The sequence below is a fragment of the Salmonella sp. 32020114201800008SM genome (assembly GCF_017572025.1).
Taxonomy (GTDB): Bacteria; Pseudomonadota; Gammaproteobacteria; order Enterobacterales; family Enterobacteriaceae; genus Salmonella; species Salmonella enterica.
Window position 1 is genome coordinate 67,629 of the sequence record NZ_JAGEQM010000011.1, and the last position, 22,089, is coordinate 89,717.

General features: G+C 52.3%; 20 protein-coding genes. 16 read left to right on the forward strand and 4 right to left on the reverse strand.

What is annotated here, in order from left to right:
- Window positions 1-44: 44 nt before the first annotated feature.
- Window positions 45-857, reverse strand: a complete 813-nt coding sequence (locus J4613_RS21320; protein WP_000213959.1) for a dienelactone hydrolase family protein — start codon at window positions 855-857, stop codon at window positions 45-47.
- A 258-nt stretch (window positions 858-1,115) separates the two neighbouring features.
- Here J4613_RS21320 and udp point away from each other — a divergent pair, with 258 nt between their 5' ends.
- The 9 genes from udp (at window position 1,116) to tatD (ending at window position 9,168) form a co-directional block, all read left to right on the forward strand.
- Window positions 1,116-1,877, forward strand: a complete 762-nt coding sequence (gene udp / locus J4613_RS21325) for a uridine phosphorylase (RefSeq protein WP_000045169.1) — start codon at window positions 1,116-1,118, stop codon at window positions 1,875-1,877.
- Between the two features lie 139 nt (window positions 1,878-2,016).
- Window positions 2,017-3,447 carry a DNA recombination protein RmuC gene (gene rmuC / locus J4613_RS21330; protein WP_000355562.1) on the forward strand — a complete coding sequence of 477 codons (1,431 nt, stop codon included), beginning with the start codon at window positions 2,017-2,019 and terminating at the stop codon, window positions 3,445-3,447.
- Window positions 3,448-3,542: 95 nt separating this feature from the next.
- On the forward strand, window positions 3,543-4,298 hold the full coding sequence (ubiE, locus tag J4613_RS21335; RefSeq protein WP_000229009.1) for a bifunctional demethylmenaquinone methyltransferase/2-methoxy-6-polyprenyl-1,4-benzoquinol methylase UbiE: 756 nt from the start codon (window positions 3,543-3,545) through the stop codon (window positions 4,296-4,298).
- Window positions 4,299-4,307: 9 nt separating this feature from the next.
- A complete protein-coding gene (ubiJ, locus tag J4613_RS21340) occupies window positions 4,308-4,913 on the forward strand; it encodes a ubiquinone biosynthesis protein UbiJ (RefSeq protein ID WP_001116088.1) in 606 nt (201 codons plus the stop codon).
- A complete protein-coding gene (ubiB, locus tag J4613_RS21345) occupies window positions 4,910-6,550 on the forward strand; it encodes a ubiquinone biosynthesis regulatory protein kinase UbiB (RefSeq protein ID WP_000187559.1) in 1,641 nt (546 codons plus the stop codon). The genes ubiJ and ubiB overlap by 4 nt, the downstream gene beginning before the upstream one ends.
- Before the next feature lie 205 nt (window positions 6,551-6,755).
- Window positions 6,756-7,010, forward strand: a complete 255-nt coding sequence (tatA, locus tag J4613_RS21350) for a Sec-independent protein translocase subunit TatA (protein WP_000508972.1) — start codon at window positions 6,756-6,758, stop codon at window positions 7,008-7,010.
- A 3-nt stretch (window positions 7,011-7,013) separates the two neighbouring features.
- Window positions 7,014-7,562, forward strand: coding sequence for a Sec-independent protein translocase protein TatB (gene tatB, locus J4613_RS21355; RefSeq protein ID WP_000459612.1), 549 nt, complete (start codon window positions 7,014-7,016; stop codon window positions 7,560-7,562).
- Window positions 7,563-7,564: 2 nt separating this feature from the next.
- The gene (tatC, locus tag J4613_RS21360) at window positions 7,565-8,344 is read left to right on the forward strand and encodes a Sec-independent protein translocase subunit TatC (protein ID WP_000257554.1); all 780 of its coding nucleotides are present in this window, start codon (window positions 7,565-7,567) and stop codon (window positions 8,342-8,344) included.
- Window positions 8,345-8,385: 41 nt separating this feature from the next.
- A complete protein-coding gene (tatD, locus tag J4613_RS21365) occupies window positions 8,386-9,168 on the forward strand; it encodes a 3'-5' ssDNA/RNA exonuclease TatD (protein WP_000459653.1) in 783 nt (260 codons plus the stop codon).
- Window positions 9,169-9,175: 7 nt separating this feature from the next.
- Here the strand turns inward: tatD and rfaH are convergent, their stop codons facing one another.
- Window positions 9,176-9,664 carry a transcription/translation regulatory transformer protein RfaH gene (gene rfaH, locus J4613_RS21370; protein WP_001192410.1) on the reverse strand — a complete coding sequence of 163 codons (489 nt, stop codon included), beginning with the start codon at window positions 9,662-9,664 and terminating at the stop codon, window positions 9,176-9,178.
- A 185-nt stretch (window positions 9,665-9,849) separates the two neighbouring features.
- Here rfaH and ubiD point away from each other — a divergent pair, with 185 nt between their 5' ends.
- From ubiD to J4613_RS21385, 3 genes are all read left to right on the forward strand, one after another.
- Entirely contained in the window at window positions 9,850-11,328 is a 1,479-nt protein-coding gene (gene ubiD / locus J4613_RS21375) for a 4-hydroxy-3-polyprenylbenzoate decarboxylase (protein ID WP_017466101.1), read from the forward strand.
- An 85-nt stretch (window positions 11,329-11,413) separates the two neighbouring features.
- Window positions 11,414-12,115, forward strand: a complete 702-nt coding sequence (gene fre, locus J4613_RS21380) for an NAD(P)H-flavin reductase (RefSeq protein ID WP_000209837.1) — start codon at window positions 11,414-11,416, stop codon at window positions 12,113-12,115.
- Between the two features lie 253 nt (window positions 12,116-12,368).
- Window positions 12,369-14,192, forward strand: coding sequence for an aryl-sulfate sulfotransferase (locus J4613_RS21385; RefSeq protein WP_000669887.1), 1,824 nt, complete (start codon window positions 12,369-12,371; stop codon window positions 14,190-14,192).
- 196 nt (window positions 14,193-14,388) lie between these two features.
- On the opposite strand, the gene fadA is transcribed toward J4613_RS21385, so the two are convergent.
- Window positions 14,389-15,552, reverse strand: a complete 1,164-nt coding sequence (gene fadA, locus J4613_RS21390; protein WP_111742531.1) for an acetyl-CoA C-acyltransferase FadA — start codon at window positions 15,550-15,552, stop codon at window positions 14,389-14,391.
- Between the two features lie 9 nt (window positions 15,553-15,561).
- Complete coding sequence (fadB, locus tag J4613_RS21395; RefSeq protein WP_017466173.1) at window positions 15,562-17,751, reverse strand: fatty acid oxidation complex subunit alpha FadB; 2,190 nt, start codon at window positions 17,749-17,751, stop codon at window positions 15,562-15,564.
- A 189-nt stretch (window positions 17,752-17,940) separates the two neighbouring features.
- On the opposite strand from fadB, the gene pepQ reads away from it, so the two are divergent.
- From pepQ to hemG, 4 genes are read left to right on the forward strand one after another with little or no spacing between them, the layout of a single operon-like run.
- Window positions 17,941-19,272 (forward strand): Xaa-Pro dipeptidase, encoded by a 1,332-nt coding sequence (gene pepQ, locus J4613_RS21400; RefSeq protein ID WP_000444529.1) that lies wholly within the window; start codon window positions 17,941-17,943, stop codon window positions 19,270-19,272.
- Window positions 19,272-19,886: an IMPACT family protein gene (locus J4613_RS21405; RefSeq protein ID WP_064034474.1), complete on the forward strand. Its 615-nt coding sequence runs from the start codon at window positions 19,272-19,274 to the stop codon at window positions 19,884-19,886. The genes pepQ and J4613_RS21405 overlap by 1 nt, the downstream gene beginning before the upstream one ends.
- Before the next feature lie 38 nt (window positions 19,887-19,924).
- Window positions 19,925-21,376 carry a Trk system potassium transporter TrkH gene (trkH, locus tag J4613_RS21410; RefSeq protein ID WP_000545688.1) on the forward strand — a complete coding sequence of 484 codons (1,452 nt, stop codon included), beginning with the start codon at window positions 19,925-19,927 and terminating at the stop codon, window positions 21,374-21,376.
- Window positions 21,377-21,387: 11 nt separating this feature from the next.
- Window positions 21,388-21,933 carry a menaquinone-dependent protoporphyrinogen IX dehydrogenase gene (gene hemG, locus J4613_RS21415; protein ID WP_000853982.1) on the forward strand — a complete coding sequence of 182 codons (546 nt, stop codon included), beginning with the start codon at window positions 21,388-21,390 and terminating at the stop codon, window positions 21,931-21,933.
- Window positions 21,934-22,089: the final 156 nt, after the last annotated feature.

Genomic DNA, 22,089 nt, shown 5'->3' on the forward strand with positions numbered 1-22,089 from the left:
GACTCCGGTCTCGTAGGCCCAACAAACATCGTAATGCGCTGTGGTTAGCCTTTTTTCCCGCCGTACTGCGCGAACCATTCCAGCATTCTTTGCCAGCCGTCTTTCGCCGAGGCTTCGTGGTAGCCCGGACGATAATCGGCATTAAACGCGTGCCCTGCATCGGGATAGACCACGATTTCCGCCTTCGCATTAGCGGCGCGTAGCGCCTGACGCATGGTTTCCACGCTCTCCTGTGGAATACTGGTATCCTGTCCGCCGTATAAACCCAGTACCGGCGCGTTAAGATCGGTGGCGATATCAACGGGATGCTTCGGCGAATTGAGTGACGTGTCGCCCACCAGCTTGCCGTACCATGCTACCGCCGCTTTTAACTGTGGGTTGTGCGCGGCGTATAGCCAGGTAATTCGGCCTCCCCAACAAAAACCGGTGATCATCAGCCGATGCGCATCCCCGCCGTTGCGCGAAGCCCAACTGGCGACGTGATCCAGGTCGGCAAGGACTTGCGAATCGGGTACTTTAGCCACCAGCCCGCTCAATAATGTGGGTATATCGGCGAAATCATTGGGGTCGCCTTCGCGGAAATAGAGCTCCGGCGCGATAGCGAGATAGCCTTCCAGCGCCAGTCGGCGGCAAATATCGCGAATGTGTTCATGTACGCCAAAAATTTCCTGTACCACAATGACCACAGGCAGCGCGCCGTCGCTCGCTTTTGGTCTGGCGTAATAGGCTGGCATATCGTCGCCCTGAGAGGGGATCGACGTTATCCCCGCGCTAATGGCCCCATCAGGCGTATGAATCATCGTAGGGGCAAGTGGGGAAGCTGCAGGTGCAAAGCCGGATGGATGTGTCGTTGTCATGGTATTCTCCGTACCCTTAAAAAATAGCGCAATCTTAACTATAGACAGTGTGTAACAAACCACATTGCCTTAAAGCGGCTATCTTTTGTGCAATGCCTGGCGATATTGATTATTTATTGTGATGCACATCACTTTTTAATGGTAAACGAGTGCAATTGTTTTACGTCATAGTGATGGCTGTCACGAAAATATCTTTATGCCTTAGGTAAAGTGTCTCTTTGCTTCTTCTGACAAACCCGATTCACAGAGGAGTTTTATATGTCCAAGTCTGATGTTTTTCATCTCGGCCTCACCAAAAACGATTTACAAGGGGCCCAGCTCGCCATCGTCCCTGGCGATCCTGAGCGTGTGGAAAAGATCGCCGCGCTGATGGATAAGCCGGTTAAGCTGGCATCTCACCGCGAATTCACCTCCTGGCGCGCTGAGCTGGATGGTAAAGCAGTTATCGTTTGCTCTACCGGTATCGGCGGCCCGTCTACCTCTATTGCCGTGGAAGAACTGGCGCAACTGGGTATTCGTACCTTCTTGCGTATCGGCACCACGGGGGCTATTCAGCCGCACATTAACGTCGGCGACGTTCTGGTAACGACCGCATCCGTACGTCTGGATGGGGCAAGCCTGCATTTTGCGCCGATGGAATTCCCGGCGGTTGCCGACTTTGCCTGCACCACCGCGCTGGTTGAAGCCGCGAAATCGATTGGCGCCACGACTCACGTTGGCGTAACCGCCTCTTCCGACACTTTCTATCCGGGTCAGGAACGTTACGACACCTATTCTGGCCGCGTTGTTCGTCGCTTCAAAGGCTCTATGGAAGAGTGGCAGGCGATGGGCGTGATGAACTACGAAATGGAATCCGCTACGCTGTTAACCATGTGCGCAAGCCAGGGTTTACGCGCAGGTATGGTGGCGGGCGTTATCGTTAACCGTACCCAACAAGAGATTCCGAATGCGGAAACGATGAAACAAACTGAAAGCCACGCGGTGAAAATCGTCGTGGAAGCGGCCCGTCGTCTGCTGTAATTCTCCTCTCTTTTGCAAAGGCCGACGCGTTCGGCCTTTTCTTTTTGCGTGGCGCCTCGCAGGAAATCCCTTTTAAACTGGACGTTTATACAGCACAATTCTATTTTGTGCAGGACAGTGTGGTTCCAGGAGAGGTGTTGTGGATATTACTCTTATGATAAGCGCCGTCGTGGCGCTGGCGGCTGGGGCGGTGATTGGCTGGCTGGCGACGAAAGCGCACGCCGATCAAATCCGCGCCGATCTTATCGAAGAACGGCGTGAGCTGGATATCGAACTTAGCGCGGCCCGGCAGCAATTAGCGCAAGAAGCGCACTGGCGCAGTGAATGCGAGTTACTTAATAACGAACTGCGTAGCCTGCACAGTATTAATACCTCTCTGGAAGCCGATCTGCGTGAAGTCACGACCCGTCTGGAAGCGACTCAGCAACACGCGGAAGACAAAATCCGTCAGATGATCAACAGCGAACAGCGTTTAAGCGAGCAGTTTGAAAATCTGGCGAACCGTATCTTTGAACACAGTAATCGTCGCGTAGACGAACAAAACCGACAAAGCCTGAATAGCCTGCTGACGCCGCTGCGTGAGCAACTGGACGGTTTTCGCCGCCAGGTTCAGGAGAGTTTTGGCAAAGAAGCGCAGGAGCGGCATACGCTGGCGCACGAAATTCGTAATTTGCAGCAGCTTAACGCGCAAATGGCGCAGGAAGCGATCAACCTGACGCGCGCCCTGAAAGGGGACAATAAGGCGCAAGGAAACTGGGGCGAAGTTGTGCTGGCGCGGGTGCTGGAGGCATCCGGACTGCGTGAAGGCTACGAATACGAAACCCAGGTCAGTATTGAGAACGATGCGCGCTCGCGGATGCAGCCGGATGTCATCGTCCGCTTGCCGCAGGGCAAAGATGTGGTCATCGACGCTAAAATGACGTTAGTCGCCTACGAGCGTTACTTTAACGCTGAAGATGACTATACGCGCGAGGCCGCTTTACAAGAGCACATCGCCTCGGTGCGCAATCATATTCGCTTACTGGGGCGTAAAGACTACCAGCAGCTTCCCGGCCTCCGCTCGCTGGACTATGTTCTGATGTTTATCCCCGTAGAACCCGCTTTCCTGCTGGCGTTAGATAAACAGCCCGAACTGATAACCGAGGCGCTGAAAAATAACATTATGCTGGTAAGCCCCACGACGCTGCTGGTGGCGTTACGGACAATCGCCAACCTGTGGCGCTATGAACACCAGAGCCGCAATGCGCAGCACATCGCAGACAGAGCCAGTAAGCTCTACGATAAAATGCGGTTGTTCGTTGATGATATGTCAGCGATCGGTCAGAGTCTGGATAAAGCGCAGGATAACTACCGCCAGGCGATGAAAAAACTTGCGTCGGGGCGTGGCAACGTTTTGGCGCAGGCGGAGGCCTTCCGGGGGCTAGGCGTGGAAATCAAACGCGAGATTAATCCGGATTTAGCGGAACAGGCCGTTACGCAAGATGAAGAATATCGTTTACGATCGATCCCTGAAGGGCGGCAGGATGAACATTATCCCAATGATGAACGGGTGAAGCAGCAGTTAAGTTAACCCATACGGAGTAGTTTAGTCCTGGCGCAGAGTAGGGCAAATTGGCCCAATCTGTTACACTTCTTGAACATTTTTATCGATAAGCAGGCACTGAGATGGTGGAAGATTCACAAGAAACGACGCACTTTGGCTTTCAGACCGTCGCTAAAGAGCAGAAAGCTGACATGGTGGCCCACGTTTTTCATTCTGTGGCGTCAAAGTACGATGTGATGAATGACTTAATGTCATTTGGCATTCATCGTTTGTGGAAGCGCTTCACCATTGATTGCAGTGGCGTGCGTCGTGGACAAACCGTTCTCGATTTAGCGGGCGGGACGGGCGATCTTACCGCGAAATTTTCACGTATGGTCGGGGAAACTGGCAAAGTTATCCTGGCGGATATTAATGATTCCATGCTCAAAATGGGGCGTGAGAAGCTGCGCAATATCGGCGTGATCGGCAACGTAGAGTATGTGCAGGCGAATGCCGAAGCTCTGCCTTTCCCTGATAATACGTTTGATTGCATTACCATTTCGTTTGGTTTGCGCAATGTAACGGAAAAAGAAAAAGCGCTGCGGTCAATGTTCCGTGTGTTGAAACCCGGCGGACGTTTACTGGTGCTTGAATTTTCCAAGCCTATCATTGAGCCGCTGAGTAAAGCGTATGACGCCTATTCTTTCCATATTTTACCGCGTATTGGCTCGATGGTCGCGAACGATGCGGATAGCTATCGGTATCTCGCGGAATCCATCCGTATGCATCCCGATCAGGATACCTTAAAAGCCATGATGCAGGACGCCGGATTTGAGAGCGTAGATTATTACAATCTGACGGCGGGCGTTGTGGCATTGCACCGTGGTTATAAATTCTAGGAGGGTGGAATGCCTTTTAAACCCTTAGTGACCGCAGGAATTGAAGGTCTCCTCAATACGTTTCTGTATCGTTCGCCAGCGCTGAAATCAGCCAGAACGCGCTTACAGGGAAAAGTACTGTGTGTGAAACTAAAGGGATTTTCGACGCCATTAGTCCTGGTATTCAGCGAACGCCAGGTTGATGTGCTGGGGGCATGGGAAGGCGAAGCGGACTGTACGGTAATCACTCAAGCTAGCGTTTTGCCAAAACTACGCGATCGTCAGCAGCTGGCCGCGCTTATTCGCAGCGGCGAACTGGAAGTGCAGGGCGATATTCAGGTCGTGCAAAATTTTGTGGCGCTCGCCGATCTCGCCGAATTCGATCCTGCGGAGCTGTTGGCGCCATACACGGGTGATATTGCGGCGGAAAGTATCGGTAAGGCCGTGCGTGGCGGGGCTAAATTCCTGCGCCACGGGTTTCAACGCCAGCAGCGTTATGCCGCTGAAGCGATCACTGAAGAGTGGCGTATGGCGCCTGGCCCGCTGGAAGTCGCATGGTTTGCCGAAGAAACCGCGGCTGTTGAGCGCGCCGTAGATGCTCTGACCACACGGCTGGAAAAACTGGAGGCCAAATGACGCCAGGTGAAGTACGGCGCCTATATTTCATCATCCGCACGTTTTTAAGCTACGGCCTTGATGAACTCATCCCCCGAATGCGTCTTACACTGCCACTCCGATTATGGCGCTATTCGCTGTTCTGGATGCCAAACCGGCATAAAGATAAATTGCTGGGTGAACGATTAAGACTGGCGTTGCAAGAGCTGGGACCGGTCTGGATCAAATTTGGTCAGATGCTCTCCACACGCCGTGACCTGTTCCCGCCGCAAATCGCCGATCAGCTCGCTTTGCTCCAGGATAAAGTCGCGCCATTCGATGGTCGGCTGGCGAAAGCCCAGATTGAAGAGGCGATGGGGGGGCTACCTGTCGAAGCCTGGTTTGACGACTTTGATATCCAGCCTTTAGCGTCGGCGTCAATCGCCCAGGTACATACCGCGCGATTGAAATCAAACGGTAAAGAAGTGGTTATTAAGGTCATTCGCCCGGATATTTTGCCGGTAATTCAGGCAGACCTGAAACTGATTTATCGCCTTGCTCGCTGGGTACCACGCCTGTTGCCGGATGGGCGTCGTCTGCGCCCGACGGAAGTGGTGCGTGAGTATGAGAAAACGCTGATCGATGAGCTGAATCTGCTGCGGGAATCGGCCAACGCGATTCAGTTACGCCGCAATTTTGAAAATAGTCCCATGCTGTATATCCCGGAGGTGTACTCCGATTACTGTAGCCAGAACATGATGGTGATGGAGCGGATATACGGCATTCCGGTTTCGGATGTGGCGGCGCTGGAAAAGAACGGCACCAACATGAAACTGCTGGCGGAACGCGGGGTTAAAGTTTTCTTCACCCAGGTTTTCCGCGACAGCTTTTTCCATGCGGACATGCATCCGGGAAATATTTTTGTCAGCCATGAACACCCTGAAAACCCGCAATATATCGGCATTGACTGCGGTATCGTCGGGTCGCTAAACAAAGAAGATAAGCGCTATCTGGCTGAAAACTTTATCGCGTTCTTTAATCGCGATTACCGAAAGGTGGCGGAGCTGCATGTCGATTCAGGCTGGGTTCCGCCAGATACCAACGTTGAAGATTTTGAGTTTGCCATCCGCACCGTCTGTGAACCTATCTTTGAAAAGCCGCTCGCGGAAATCTCGTTTGGTCATGTGTTGTTAAACCTTTTCAATACAGCGCGTCGATTTAACATGGAAGTCCAGCCGCAACTGGTGTTGTTGCAGAAAACATTATTGTATGTTGAAGGGGTTGGGCGGCAACTTTATCCTCAGCTTGATTTGTGGAAAACGGCGAAGCCGTTTCTTGAGTCCTGGATCAAAGATCAGGTGGGTATTCCGGCTCTCACGCGGGCTCTTAAAGAAAAAGCGCCGTTCTGGGTCGAAAAAATGCCAGAAATACCTGAACTGGTGTACGACAGTTTGCGCCAGGGCAAATATTTACAGCACAGTGTTGATAAGATTGCGCGCGAGTTACAGGTAAACCATGTGCGCCAAAGTCAGTCTCGTTATTTATTGGGAATTGGCGCAACGCTGTTACTGAGCGGGTCATTCTTACTCGTCAACCGCCCTGAATGGGGATTGATGCCTGGCTGGCTCATGGTCGGCGGCGTAGTTGTCTGGCTGGTTGGCTGGCGTAAAACTCGTTGAGATTTTTTATCGCTCAACGCCGGTTGTGTCACGCAGGTACATATTATCACTCGAGGCAATACTCAGGCCGCAAGTCAAGGTCGTCCCGGTCGTATGTAAAAGTATGTGAATAGGGCGGGCGAAAGCGGCTAACAAAGAGGCAGCGCGAAGGATAATGTGTATAATGCGGCCCTATTAATTCATCATCTATCACAGAGGAACATGTATGGGTGGTATCAGTATTTGGCAGTTGTTGATTGTTGCCGTCATCGTCGTACTGCTGTTCGGCACCAAAAAACTCGGTTCCATCGGTTCCGATCTTGGCGCGTCTATCAAAGGCTTTAAAAAGGCCATGAGCGATGATGATGCCAAACAGGATAAAACCAGTCAGGACGCTGATTTTACCGCTAAATCTATCGCGGATAAGCAAGGCGAAGCGAAAAAGGAAGACGCTAAAAGCCAAGATAAAGAGCAGGTATAATCCGTGTTTGATATCGGTTTTAGCGAACTGCTGTTAGTGTTCGTTATCGGCCTCATTGTGTTGGGGCCGCAACGATTGCCAGTAGCGGTAAAAACGGTAGCGGGCTGGATTCGCGCGTTGCGATCCCTTGCGACAACGGTTCAGAATGAACTGACTCAGGAACTGAAACTTCAGGAGTTCCAGGACAGTCTGAAAAAAGTCGAAAAGGCGAGCCTGGAAAATCTGACTCCCGAACTGAAAGCATCTATGGATGAACTGCGTCAGGCGGCGGAGTCGATGAAACGCACCTACAGCGCTAACGATCCCGAACAAGCGAGCGATGAAGCGCATACCATCCATAATCCGGTGGTAAAAGGGAACGAAACGCAGCATGAGGGCGTCACCCCTGCCGCCGCTGAAACACAGGCGAGCGCGCCGGAACAAAAGCCGGAGCCCGTTAAAGCTAACGTGCCTGAGTCGACGGAAACCGCTTCCGTAGCCACGATAGACGCCGAGAAGAAATCCGCTGCGCCTGTTGTCGAATCTTCCCCCTCGTCGAGTGATAAACCGTAAACATGGCTGTAGAAGATACTCAACCGCTTATCACGCATCTGATCGAGTTGCGTAAGCGCCTGCTAAACTGCATCGTCGCAGTGCTTCTGATTTTTCTGGCGTTAATTTATTTCGCCAATGATATTTATCATTTAGTCGCCGCACCGCTGATTAAACAGATGCCGCAAGGGGCGACAATGATTGCGACGGATGTGGCGTCGCCGTTTTTTACGCCTATCAAACTCACCTTCATGGTGTCTTTGATCTTATCCGCGCCTGTCATTTTGTACCAGGTTTGGGCCTTTATCGCCCCGGCGCTGTATAAGCATGAGCGTCGTCTGGTCGTACCGCTGCTGGTATCCAGCTCGCTGCTTTTCTACATTGGTATGGCCTTCGCCTATTTTGTCGTATTCCCTTTGGCCTTTGGTTTCCTGACGCATACGGCGCCGGAAGGGGTACAGGTTTCGACAGATATCGCCAGCTATCTTAGCTTTGTTATGGCGCTTTTTATGGCCTTTGGCGTAGCCTTTGAAGTGCCGGTGGCGATTGTGTTGCTGTGCTGGATGGGCATCACCACGCCAGAAGATTTGCGTAAAAAACGGCCTTATATCCTGGTCGGGGCATTCATTGTGGGAATGCTGCTTACGCCGCCAGATGTTTTCTCGCAAACGTTGCTGGCGATACCGATGTACTGCCTGTTTGAAATTGGCGTTTTCTGCTCACGCTTTTATGTCGGTAAGCGACGGACGCGCGACGAAGATAACGAGGCCGAAACCGAAAAGGCCGAGCACACTGAAGACTAAACACAACCGCCCGCCAGGGCGGTTGTCATATGGGGGCAAGCATGTTTGATATTGGCGTTAATTTAACCAGTAGCCAGTTTGCAAAAGATCGTGATGATGTGGTCGCCCGTGCGTTTACGGCGGGAGTAAAAGGTATGCTACTGACCGGAACGAACATCCATGAAAGTCAGCAGGCGTTAAAACTGGCGCGGCGCTACCCCCATTGTTGGTCGACGGCTGGCGTCCATCCCCATGACAGCAGTCAGTGGTCATCCGCGTCTGAAGACGCCATTATTGCGCTGGCGAACCAGCCGGAAGTCGTCGCTATTGGTGAGTGCGGGCTGGATTTCAATCGCAATTTTTCCACGCCGCAGGAGCAGGAGCGTGCCTTTCAGGCGCAGCTACAAATTGCCGCCGAATTGCAGATGCCAATCTTTATGCACTGCCGGGACGCGCATGAGCGATTTCTGGCATTGCTTGATCCCTGGCTGGATAGTCTTCCTGGTGCAATACTGCACTGCTTTACCGGTTCACGCCAGCAAATGCAGGCCTGTGTGGATAGAGGGCTCTATATCGGTATTACCGGGTGGGTTTGCGACGAACGACGCGGGCTTGAGCTACGTGAACTCTTACCGTTTATTCCAGCGGAAAAGCTACTGATAGAAACCGACGCGCCGTATCTGTTGCCCCGCGATCTTACGCCGAAACCAACGTCACGACGCAACGAGCCCGCGTATCTGCCTCACATCCTGGAGCGCATAGCGCTATGGCGTGGTGAAGATCCGCAATGGTTAGCGGCGATGACAGATGCCAACGCCAGAACCTTATTTGAGGTCGTATTCTGAACGATAGCTAAATCTTGCGAAAACCGGTGTTTTTTACGCTCTGCTTCACTTCTTTATTGAGTAAATTAAGCAGTAACATCGAACGCGTTTCGCCATCCGGTTCGGTAAAAATCGCTTTCAGCCCTTCAAATGCGCCTTCCGTGATGATGACGCTATCGCCGGGATAGGGGGTTTCAGGATCGACAACGCCTTCGGGCTTGTAGATAGAAAGCTGATGAATAACGCTGGAAGGCACGATCGCAGGATGCGCGCCAAAGCGCACAAAATGGCTGACGCCGCGCGTGGCGTTGATTGTAGTGGTATGTATCACTTCCGGATCAAATTCAACGAACAGATAATTAGGAAAGAGCGGTTCGCTGACGGAGGTACGTTTTCCGCGTACCATTTTTTCCAGGGTGATCATCGGTGTCAGGCAACTTACCGCTTGTCTTTCGAGGTGTTCCTGAGCACGCTGAAGTTGCCCGCGTTTGCAGTACAGTAAATACCAGGATTGCATAATGACTCTTATCCGCTTGTTCGGGGCGCAAGCATAGCAAAAGCCATGCGCGAAGTTAATTATACACTTCATCCTTTAAGCCGTATCTGGATTAGCGTTGGTTGCCAGAGTTCACGCTAATTTAACAAAAATACAGCATCCCGATGATGAACGCCGTATAATGATGCGCTTACCAAGAGGCTACAATGGACGCCATGAAATATCACGATTTACGCGACTTCCTGATGCTACTTGAGCAGCAGGGGGAACTAAAACGCATCACGCTACCTGTGGATCCTCATCTGGAAATCACGGAAATCGCTGACCGCACGCTGCGTGCGGGTGGACCGGCGTTGCTGTTTGAAAATCCTAAAGGTTACGCCATGCCGGTGCTGTGCAACCTTTTTGGCACGCCAAAACGCGTGGCGATGGGCATGGGGCAGGATGATGTTTCCGCCTTACGGGAAGTGGGTAAATTATTAGCGTTTCTGAAAGAACCTGAGCCGCCGAAAGGCTTTCGCGATCTGTTTGACAAGCTGCCGCAGTTTAAGCAAGTGCTGAATATGCCGACGAAACGGTTACGCGGCGCGCCTTGCCAGCAGAAAATCGCGTCTGGCGATGATGTCGATTTAACGCGTCTTCCTGTCATGACCTGTTGGCCGGACGACGCCGCGCCGCTGATTACCTGGGGACTGACGGTAACGCGTGGCCCGCACAAAGAACGGCAAAACCTGGGCATTTATCGTCAGCAGTTGATAGGTAAAAATAAGCTTATTATGCGCTGGCTGTCTCACCGCGGCGGCGCGCTGGATTTTCAGGAGTGGTTAGCCGCGCGTCCGGGTGAACGTTTCCCGGTCTCCGTCGCATTGGGCGCCGATCCGGCGACGATACTTGGCGCCGTGACTCCTGTTCCCGATACTCTGTCGGAGTATGCCTTTGCGGGCCTGCTGCGCGGCACGAAAACTGAAGTGGTTAAATGCCTTTCTAACGATCTGGAAGTGCCTGCCAGCGCCGAGATTATCCTTGAAGGTTACATTGAGCCGGGAGAGATGGCGCCGGAAGGACCGTATGGCGATCATACGGGCTATTATAATGAAGTGGATAGCTTTCCGGTCTTTACCGTCACGCATATTACGCAGCGTGAGGATGCCATCTATCACTCCACCTATACCGGGCGTCCGCCCGATGAGCCTGCGGTATTAGGGGTGGCGCTCAATGAAGTCTTCGTGCCTATTCTGCAAAAACAGTTTCCGGAAATCGTCGACTTTTATCTGCCGCCGGAAGGGTGTTCTTACCGCCTGGCGGTAGTGACGATGAAAAAGCAGTACGCTGGTCATGCGAAACGCGTCATGATGGGCGTCTGGTCGTTTTTGCGCCAGTTTATGTATACGAAGTTTGTTATCGTTTGCGATGATGACGTTAACGCACGCGACTGGAATGATGTGATCTGGGCGATTACCACCCGTATGGACCCTGCGCGGGATACGGTGCTGGTTGAAAATACGCCGATTGACTACCTGGATTTTGCCTCGCCGGTCTCCGGGCTGGGTTCAAAAATGGGGCTGGATGCCACAAACAAATGGCCGGGCGAAACCCAACGCGAGTGGGGTCGTCCTATTGTTAAAGATCCTGAAGTTACCGCGCGTATTGATGCGATTTGGGATGAGCTGGCTATCTTTAAATAACTGAAAGCGGACATCGACATTTCAGGCTGCGGCGACTCGGCTTGAAAAATGTCGGTATTGACCCGACACCCGACAGAGGGAGCGCATGACAACCTTAAGCTGTAAAGTGACCTCGGTAGAAGCTATCACCGATACCGTATATCGGGTTCGTTTAGTGCCGGACGCGGCGTTTACATTCCGCGCTGGTCAGTATTTGATGGTCGTAATGGACGAGCGTGACAAACGCCCGTTTTCGATGGCCTCAACGCCGGACGAGAAAGGGTTTATTGAATTACACATTGGCGCTTCCGAGCTCAATCTGTATGCGATGGCGGTCATGGATCGAATTCTGAAAGACCGGGAAATCGTCGTCGATATTCCGCATGGCGACGCCTGGCTACGTGACGATGAAGAGCGTCCGTTGATTCTGATCGCGGGCGGTACGGGCTTTTCTTATGTGCGCTCCATCCTGTTGACGGCGTTAGCGCGCAACCCGGCCCGCGATGTTACCATTTACTGGGGTGGTCGCGAAGAAAAGCACCTCTATGATCTCTCTGAGCTGGAAGCACTCTCTGTTAACCATCCGAATTTGCGTATTGAACCTGTTGTCGAGCAGCCGGAAGAAGGCTGGCGTGGACGTACAGGAACGGTACTTACGGCGGTATTGCAAGATTATGGTACGCTGGCGGGGCACGATATTTATATTGCCGGACGTTTTGAGATGGCGAAAATCGCCCGCGATCTGTTCTGTCATGAGCGTAACGCGCGGGAAGATCGTCTGTTTGGCGATGCGTTCGCATTTATTTAACTATTTTATGGGACGCAGTAGCGTCCCTTTTTACGTTAGCCTACCTAAAAGTCCTCTTAAATATTAATTAATCGTCAACTATAAAACGTTATGATATTGAATATCTACAGGATTTGTATTGCGTGTAATAAATTAAGTAATATTATGTCCTGAGGCTATCAATAAAAATAGTTAATTATATATGCTTCATTTATTTTTATAAAAGAAACATAAAATGGAAAGTTAGTTATTTATTTATAAGATGGAGAGTGTTATGAAATTTAAATATGCTTTAACTTCTCTCGCATTATCTGTTGCAATTTTGTCATCAGTACCTTCTACTGCTTTCGCCATCGGCGGCGCCAGCGGCGCTAAAGTGGACTATCAGGTCCAGGGAAAAATTGGCGAAGTTGTTATGAACCCCTATGATATCGCGCCGTTAACCGCCGTTATTCGTAATGGCGGTTACCAGTTACGTGACGTGCATGTGCGGATTGTCCCCAAAGAAAATGGCCAGGAGATCGCGTATAAAGTTAATAATAAATACCTTTTAACGTATGGCGGTATTCCCGTCTTTGGTCTTTACCCGGATTATGTCAATACCGTTGAGGTTGAATATACAAGAATCCAGGGTAGTAAAACCGAAAATATAAAAGAAAGCTATAAAATGTATGCACCGCCTGCCTATATTGAATCAGCGGGCACAAAAGAAGAACAATCAGCACTCTTTACTATCGATGTTAAAAAGGTTTCCCCAGAATTTAAAGATCGCTTGTATCTTTTGAATAATACGAAAGATAAGTCTGGGAATGGAACGCGTACTGTCTGGAACAACCCTACTGGGGGTGCATTAGAATGGAACTTCACTACAGCTAACGCTATTATCGACACCTCCGGTGATATTCGTTGGTTTATGAATCCAAGTTCAATTTATGATTTAAAGTCAATTTATCGTGCTGGCGTTATGATGGGCTTTAAACAAAACCAAGATGGCGCACTATCGTGGGGCTACGGTCAGCGTTATGTGAAATACGATATCATGGGGCGTGAAATCTTTAACCGCCGTCTGCCGGATAATTATAACGATTTTTCACACTCAATGGATAACGCGGCCAACGGTCACTACTTCCTGCGTGTAGCCAGCTCTAACTATAAACGCCCTGATGGGAAAAATGTTCGTACCGTGCGTGATGTGATTGCCGAAGTTGATCAGAACGGCGTGGTAGTGGATGAATGGCGTCTGTTTGATATCCTCGATCCTTATCGTGATGTGATAATGAAAACCCTCGATCAGGGCGCTGTGTGCCTGAATATCGACGCCAGCCAGTCCGGCCATACGTTGAGCGAAGAAGATCTGGCGGCGCTGGACTCCTCCGACAAATTCGGGGATATCGTGGGTAGTGGGGCTGGCCGCAACTGGGCGCATGTCAACAGCGTCGACTATGACAGTGAAGATGATTCCATCATCATCAGCTCCCGCCACCAGAGTGCGATTATCAAAATCGGCCGCGATAAGAAAGTGAAGTGGATACTGGGTACGCCTGCTGGCTGGAAAGCGCCATTTAATGCCGCAATTCTGACGCCAGTGGATAGCAAAGGCCAAAAAATTGCTTGCCAGGACAGTGGCTGCGAGGGTGACTTCGACTGGACATGGACGCAACATACGGCCTTTAAAATTGATAGTAAGAGTAAAGGCGATATCTTATACCTTTCCGCTTTCGACAATGGCGATGGCCGCGGCTTAGAACAGCCTGCTATGCAGAGTATGAAATACAGCCGCTCCGTGATTTACAAAATCGACCAGAAAAACAAGACAGTCCAACAGATCTGGCAATACGGTAAAGAGCGCGGGAACGAGTGGTTTAGCCCGGTAACCTCTATCACCGAGTACCAGACTGACAAGAATTCTGTGTTCGTGTATTCCGCAACAGCAGGTGGTGCGTTTGATTTGTCGGTAGGCGCATTTACCAGCTTACCTAATCCGTATCTGGAAGAGTTCAAATGGGGAGAAAAAGAGCCTGCGGTCGAAATGCAAATACATGGTGCGCGTGGATATCAGGCTATGCCATTTAGCCTGACCAAAGCGCTTACTGAGTAGAGCAGGCCATACGGTGAAAAAACCCGCCTCTGACGGGCGGGAAAAACGGCAACTAAACTGTTTCCCGTCATAATTCGCGCAGCCTCTTTGTTGGCTGCCTTTGCTCACCCCGGGCACATAGTTATCTATGTGCCCGGGGATTCGCTCAGTTGCCGCTGCGCTGCAATGCGAGTTATTTAGGGGATATTATCTTTGATTAAACCCGCTCAAACACCGTGGCGATGCCCTGACCCAGACCAATACACATCGTCGCCAGACCAAACTGCGCGTCTTTGCGCTCCATCAGGTTGATAAGCGTGGTGCTGATACGTGCTCCGGAGCAGCCGAGCGGATGACCAAGCGCGATCGCACCGCCGTTGAGGTTGATCTTCTCGTCTATCTGCTCCATCAATCCCAGATCCTTAATGCATGGCAGGATCTGTGCGGCAAACGCTTCGTTCATCTCAAACACATCGATATCGCTGGCTGACAGTCCCGCTTTTTTCAACGCCAGTTTTGACGCCGGAACCGGCCCGTAACCCATAATTGACGGATCACAACCCACCACTGCCATTGAGCGAATACGGGCGCGAGGCTGCAGACCCAGCTCACGGGCACGACTTTCGCTCATTACCAGCATGGCGGCTGCGCCATCGGAAAGCGCGGATGAGGTGCCCGCCGTGACCGTGCCACTAACCGGATCAAATGCCGGACGCAGCGTTGATAGCGCTTCGACCGTGGTTTCCGGGCGGATCACTTCATCGTAGTTAAACTGCTTCAACACGCCGTCTGCATCATGACCGCCAGTCGGGATAATCTCCGTTTTGAATGCGCCAGACTGGGTGGCGGCCCAGGCGCGAGCGTGAGAACGCGCGGCGAACTGGTCCTGCATTTCCCGGCTAATGCCGTGCAGGCGGGAGAGCATTTCCGCCGTTAGCCCCATCATCCCTGCCGCTTTGGCGACGTTGCGACTCAGACCCGGGTGAAAATCCACGCCGTGGCTCATCGGCACGTGCCCCATATGCTCCACGCCGCCAACCAGACAAACCTGCGCATCGCCGGTCATGATCATTCGCGCTGCATCGTGTAACGCCTGCATCGAGGAACCACACAGACGGTTGACGGTGACCGCCGGTACCGAATGGGGAATTTCTGCCAGCAGCGCGGCGTTACGGGCAATGTTGAAGCCTTGCTCCAGCGTTTGTTGTACGCAGCCCCAGTAAATATCATCGAGGGTCGCCGCTGTAAGCGACGGATTACGCGCCAGCAGGCTACGCATTAAGTGGGCGGAGAGATCTTCTGCCCGCACGTTGCGAAACGCGCCGCCCTTCGAACGGCCCATCGGGGTGCGAATAGCATCGACAATGACAACCTGTTCCATTGTGACTCCTTAAGCCGTTTTCAGAGAACCAACCGGACGGGCTGGTTCAACCGGGGGATAATACGGTTCGTTATGGCGCGCTTTATTACGCAGCCCTTCCGGCACCTCATACAGCGGGCCGAGGTGTTGATACTGCTGCGCCATATCAAGATATTTCGCGCTGCCCTGTGTATCCAGCCAGCGGAATGCGCCGCCGTGGAACGGAGGGAAGCCCAGGCCGTAGACCAGCGCCATATCGGCTTCCGCCGGGCTTGCGATAATGCCTTCTTCCAGACAGCGAACCACTTCGTTAATCATCGGGATCATCATACGGGCGATTATCTCGTCGTCGCTGAAGTCGCGTTTCGGCTGGCTGACGCTTGCCAGCAGGTCATCCACCGCGGCATCTTCTTCTTTCTTCGGCTTACCCTTGCTGTCTTCTTTATAGCGCCAGAAGCCCAGACCGTTTTTTTGCCCAAAACGGCTGGCGTCAAACAATGCGTCGATCGCGTCGCGATACTCTTTCTGCATCCGTTGCGGGAAGCCTGCCGCCATTACCGCCTGCGCGTGGTGGGCGGTATCAATACCCACCACGTCGAGCAGATAGGCCGGGCCCATCGGCCAGCCGAACTGTTTTTCCATCACTTTATCGACTTTGCGGAAATCCGCGCCGTCGCGCAGCAGTTGACTGAAACCGGCGAAATAGGGGAACAGCACGCGGTTAACAAAGAAGCCGGGGCAGTCGTTGACTACAATCGGCGTCTTGCCCATTTTGCTGGCCCAGGCGACGACTTTGGCGATGGTTTCGTCTGAACTCTTCTCGCCGCGAATGATTTCAACCAGCGGCATCCGGTGTACCGGGTTGAAGAAGTGCATTCCGCAAAAGTTTTCCGGACGTTCCAGGGCGCTTGCCAGTTCGCCAATTGGGATGGTGGAGGTATTTGAGGCCAGCACGGTTTCCGGGCGCACTTTCTGCTCGGTTTCCGCCAGTACCGCTTTTTTCACTTTCGGATTTTCGACTACCGCTTCGACAACAACATCTACGCGATCGAAACCGGCATAATCGAGAGTCGGGTGGATGGTCGAAATGACGCTCGCCAGCTTCAGACCGTCGATCTTGCCGCGCTCCAGCTGTTTGTTCAGCAGCTTGGCCGCTTCGGTCATGCCGAGGTTCAACGATTTATCGTTGATATCTTTCATGATGACCGGTACGCCTTTCCAGGCCGACTGGTAAGCGATACCGCCGCCCATAATGCCCGCGCCCAGTACGGCTGCCTGTTTCGGCGTCTCAATATCTTTGGTCAGCTTTTTGGCTTTACCTTTTACATATTGATCGTTGAGGAAGATACCGACCAGCGCACGAGCCTCATTGGTATGCGCCAGCGGAACAAAGCTTTTATTTTCCAGATTCAACGCTTCTTCACGACCAAAACGCGCGGCGGCTTCAATGGTTTTCACTGCGGTCATCGGCGCCGGATAATGTTTACCCGCCGTTTGTGCGACCATGCCTTTAGCGATGGTAAAGCTCATCGCCGCTTCAATCTTACTGAGTTTCAACGGTTCCAGTTTCGGCTGGCGTTTAGCTCTCCAGTCGAGATCGCCGGTAATGGCCTGGCGTAACACCGCTATCGCGCCTTCAATTAGCTTCTCTTGTTTGACCACGCCGTCCACAAGGCCGATTTTCAGCGCGTGCTCAGCACCGACATCTTTACCTGCCGCGATAATCTCCAGCGCGCTGTCTGCGCCCAGCATACGCGGCAGACGAACGGAGCCGCCGAAACCCGGCATGATGCCCAGTTTAGTTTCCGGCAGACCGATACGGAGGTCTGGCGTCGCCAGACGGTAATCGGTGGCCAGCACGCATTCGCACCCGCCGCCCAGCGCATAGCCGTTTACGGCGGCAAGGGTCGGTACGGGTAAATCTTCCAGACGGTTAAAGACGCTATTAGCGAAATGCAGCCATTGGCTTAACTGCTCTTCGGGGACGAGGAACAGTGAAAGAAATTCGGTGATGTCCGCGCCGACAATAAAGGCCGCTTTATTAGAGCGCAGCAGCAGCCCTTTTAAATCGTGTTGCTTTTCCAGCACCTCAAGCGCCTGGCCGAGGCTGGCGACGGTTGCGGTGTCGAGTTTATTGACCGAGCCTGGAGCATCGAACACCAGTTCGGCGATGCCATCTTCCAGCCAGTCGAGGTACAGGGTGTCGCCTTTATAAAGCATGTCAGTCTCCTGAATCCACAAGGTGATCTGGTCGTACCAGATGAAGCGAAGTGTGTATTTTGTGTTAATAAAATGCAAATAAATGATTAAAGAAATGCCGATGTGATCACGCTCGGCAGAGATCACGCTCTCGTGGGGCGATGTGCTAAGATGCGGGAACTTGAGGTCAAAAAAACAGAAGGGTAAAAAATGGAATCACTGGCCGCGCTCTATAAAAATCATATTGTTACCTTACAAGAACGGACGCGCGATGTTCTGGCGCGCTTTAAGCTGGATGCGTTACTTATTCATTCCGGCGAGCTTTTCAACGTCTTTCTCGACGATCACCCTTATCCGTTTAAGGTCAATCCACAGTTTAAAGCGTGGGTGCCGGTAACTCAGGTTCCAAATTGCTGGCTGCTGGTCGATGGCGTCAACAAACCCAAATTGTGGTTTTATCTGCCGGTCGATTACTGGCATAACGTTGAACCGCTGCCAACATCCTTCTGGACGGAAGAAGTCGAGGTCGTCGCCTTGCCGAAAGCGGATGGCATCGGCAGCCAGCTGCCTGCCGCGCGTGGCAATATCGGCTATATCGGCCCGGTTCCTGAGCGCGCGCTACAATTGGATATCGCCGCCAGCAACATCAACCCGAAAGGTGTTATCGACTATCTGCATTACTACCGCGCCTATAAAACGGATTATGAACTGGCCTGTATGCGCGAAGCGCAGAAAATGGCGGTGAGCGGTCATCGGGCGGCGGAAGAGGCCTTCCGTTCCGGCATGAGCGAGTTTGACATCAACCTGGCGTACCTGACCGCCACGGGACATCGCGATACCGATGTTCCATACAGCAACATTGTGGCGCTGAACGAACATGCCGCCGTGCTGCATTACACGAAACTGGATCATCAGGCACCGTCTGAAATGCGCAGTTTCCTGCTGGATGCGGGCGCGGAATACAACGGCTACGCGGCGGATCTGACGCGAACCTGGTCGGCGAAAAGCGATAACGACTACGCCCACCTGGTGAAAGATGTTAACGACGAACAGTTGGCGCTGATCGCTACCATGAAGGCGGGCGTCAGCTATGTGGATTATCATATTCAGTTCCATCAGCGCATCGCGAAGCTGCTGCGTAAACATCAAATCATTACCGACATGAGTGAAGAGGCGATGGTGGAAAATGATCTCACCGGGCCGTTTATGCCGCACGGTATTGGTCATCCGTTGGGTCTGCAGGTACACGATGTGGCCGGGTTTATGCAGGATGATTCCGGTACGCATCTCGCTGCACCGTCCAAATACCCGTATCTGCGCTGCACGCGTGTGTTACAGCCGCGAATGGTGTTGACCATCGAACCGGGGATTTACTTCATCGAATCGCTGTTAGCGCCGTGGCGCGAAGGGCCGTTCAGCAAGCACTTCAACTGGCAGAAAATTGAAGCGCTCAAGCCTTTCGGCGGTATTCGCATTGAAGATAACGTGGTCATCCACGAAAACGGCGTGGAAAACATGACGCGGGATTTAAAACTGGCGTAATGGACAGTTGGTTAATCCCTGCAGCGCCGGTCACCGTTGTTGAAGAGATCAAAAAAAGCCGCTTTATTACGCTATTGGCGCATACCGATGGCGTAGAGGCGGCGAAAGCGTTTGTTGAGTCAGTCAGAGCTGAGCACCCTGATGCGCGCCACCATTGTGTGGCGTGGGTGGCGGGGGCGCCGGACGACTCACAGCAACTGGGCTTTTCAGACGACGGCGAACCGGCGGGAACGGCAGGCAAGCCGATGCTTGCGCAATTGATGGGCAGCGGCGTCGGAGAAATTACTGCCGTCGTCGTGCGCTACTATGGTGGTATTCTGCTGGGTACGGGCGGGCTGGTAAAAGCCTATGGCGGCGGTGTGAATCAGGCATTACGTCAGCTTGCCACACAACGCAAGACGCCATTAACCGAATATACTTTGCAGTGTGAGTACGGTCAGTTGGCCGGAATCGAAGCATTATTAGGACAGTTTGCCGGGAAGATCGTTTCCAGCGATTATCAGGCGTCTGTTCGGCTCAGGGTGGCGCTTCCTTTTGCTCATGTGAATGTATTTTCCACAAAACTGGCGGATTTTAGCCGTGGTTCATTGCAATTGTTAGCGATTGAAGAATAATCCCCACCTCATTTTTAAGAATAAAGGAAGCGGCAGAGATGCATTTTCGCGCCATTACCCGAATCGTTGGACTACTGGTTATCTTATTTTCGGGGACAATGATTCTCCCGGGACTGGTAGCGCTAATATATCGTGATGGCGCAGGAAGAGCGTTCACGCAGACCTTTTTTGTCGCGCTGGCGATCGGTTCCATACTGTGGTGGCCGAACCGTAGGGAAAAGGGCGAGCTGAAATCCCGCGAAGGATTTCTTATCGTGGTGCTGTTCTGGACCGTGCTGGGCAGCGTGGGTGCGCTGCCGTTTATTTTCTCGGAAAGCCCAAACCTCACCATTACCGATGCTTTTTTTGAATCGTTCTCCGGGTTAACCACCACGGGCGCCACTACTCTGGTGGGGCTGGATTCATTACCGCACGCCATTCTCTTTTATCGTCAGATGCTGCAATGGTTTGGCGGTATGGGGATCATTGTGCTGGCGGTGGCGATTCTCCCTATCCTCGGCGTCGGGGGGATGCAGCTCTATCGGGCAGAAATGCCGGGGCCGCTCAAAGATAACAAAATGCGCCCGCGTATTGCCGAGACGGCGAAAACGCTGTGGCTTATCTATGTCTTGCTAACGGTAGCCTGCGCGCTGGCGCTATGGTTTGCAGGGATGCCCGCGTTTGACGCTATCGGACACAGCTTCTCCACTATCGCTATCGGCGGCTTTTCAACGCATGACGCCAGCGTAGGCTATTTTGATAGTCCCACTATTAATACCATCATCGCTATTTTCCTGCTGATCTCCGGTTGTAACTATGGCCTGCATTTCTCTTTATTAAGCGGGCGTAGCCTGAAAGTATACTGGCGCGATCCGGAATTCCGCATGTTCATCGGCGTACAGTTGACGCTGGTGGTGATCTGCACGCTGGTACTGTGGTTCCATAATATCTACGACTCGGCGCTGACAACGCTAAATCAGGCGTTCTTCCAGGTTGTGTCGATGGCGACAACGGCAGGGTTTACCACGGACAGCATTGCGCGCTGGCCGCTGTTTTTGCCCGTCTTGCTGCTATGTTCCGCGTTTATTGGCGGTTGCGCCGGGTCAACGGGCGGGGGGTTAAAGGTCATCCGTATTCTGTTGTTGTTTAAACAGGGGAACCGCGAACTCAAACGTCTGGTGCATCCGAATGCCGTTTACAGTATTAAGCTGGGGAACCGGGCGCTGCCAGAGCGTATTCTGGAAGCCGTCTGGGGATTCTTTTCTGCCTACGCGCTGGTATTTATCGTCAGTATGCTGGCCATTATCGCTACAGGCGTAGATGATTTCTCGGCTTTCGCCTCGGTAGTGGCTACGCTTAATAACCTGGGACCGGGGCTGGGGGTGGTTGCTGATAACTTCGCCAGTATGAATCCGGTTGCGAAATGGATACTCATCGCCAACATGCTATTTGGTCGTCTGGAAGTATTCACTTTGCTGGTACTTTTTACCCCGACTTTCTGGCGTGAATAATGGAGTAACACGTGAAAACATTGATTCTTTTCTCTACCCGGGACGGACAAACGCGCGAAATTGCCTCTTATCTGGCTTCTGAACTCAAAGAGATGGGGATCTGGGCCGATGTCGTTAATCTGCATCGCGCAGAAGAGCCGGACTGGGATAGCTATGATCGCGTAGTGATTGGCGCGTCTATTCGTTATGGTCATTACCACAGCGCCTTTCAGGAGTTTGTTAAGAAATATGCCACGCGGTTGAACGGAATGCCGAGCGCCTTTTATTCCGTTAACCTGGTGGCGCGTAAAGCTGAAAAACGGACGCCGCAGACTAACAGCTACGCGCGTAAGTTTTTAATGAGCTCTCCGTGGCGACCTGACTACTGTGCCGTCATTGCAGGCGCGCTTCGCTATCCCCGCTATCGCTGGTATGACCGTCTGATGATCAAGCTTATTATGAAGATGTCGGGCGGCGAAACGGATACCAGTAAAGAAGTGGTGTACACCGACTGGGAGCAGGTTGCGCACTTTGCCCGTGAAATAGCCCATTTAACCAACAAATCGTCGGCAAAATAAACGCAAAGAATAAAAAGTGCGCACTCAGAAAATTATTTTAAATTTCCTCTTGTCAGGCAGAAATAACTCCCTATAATGCGCCACCACTGACACGGAACAACGGCACACAGGCCGCCGGGTCAGCGGGGTTCAGACCAGAACCTCACGGAGAAAAGC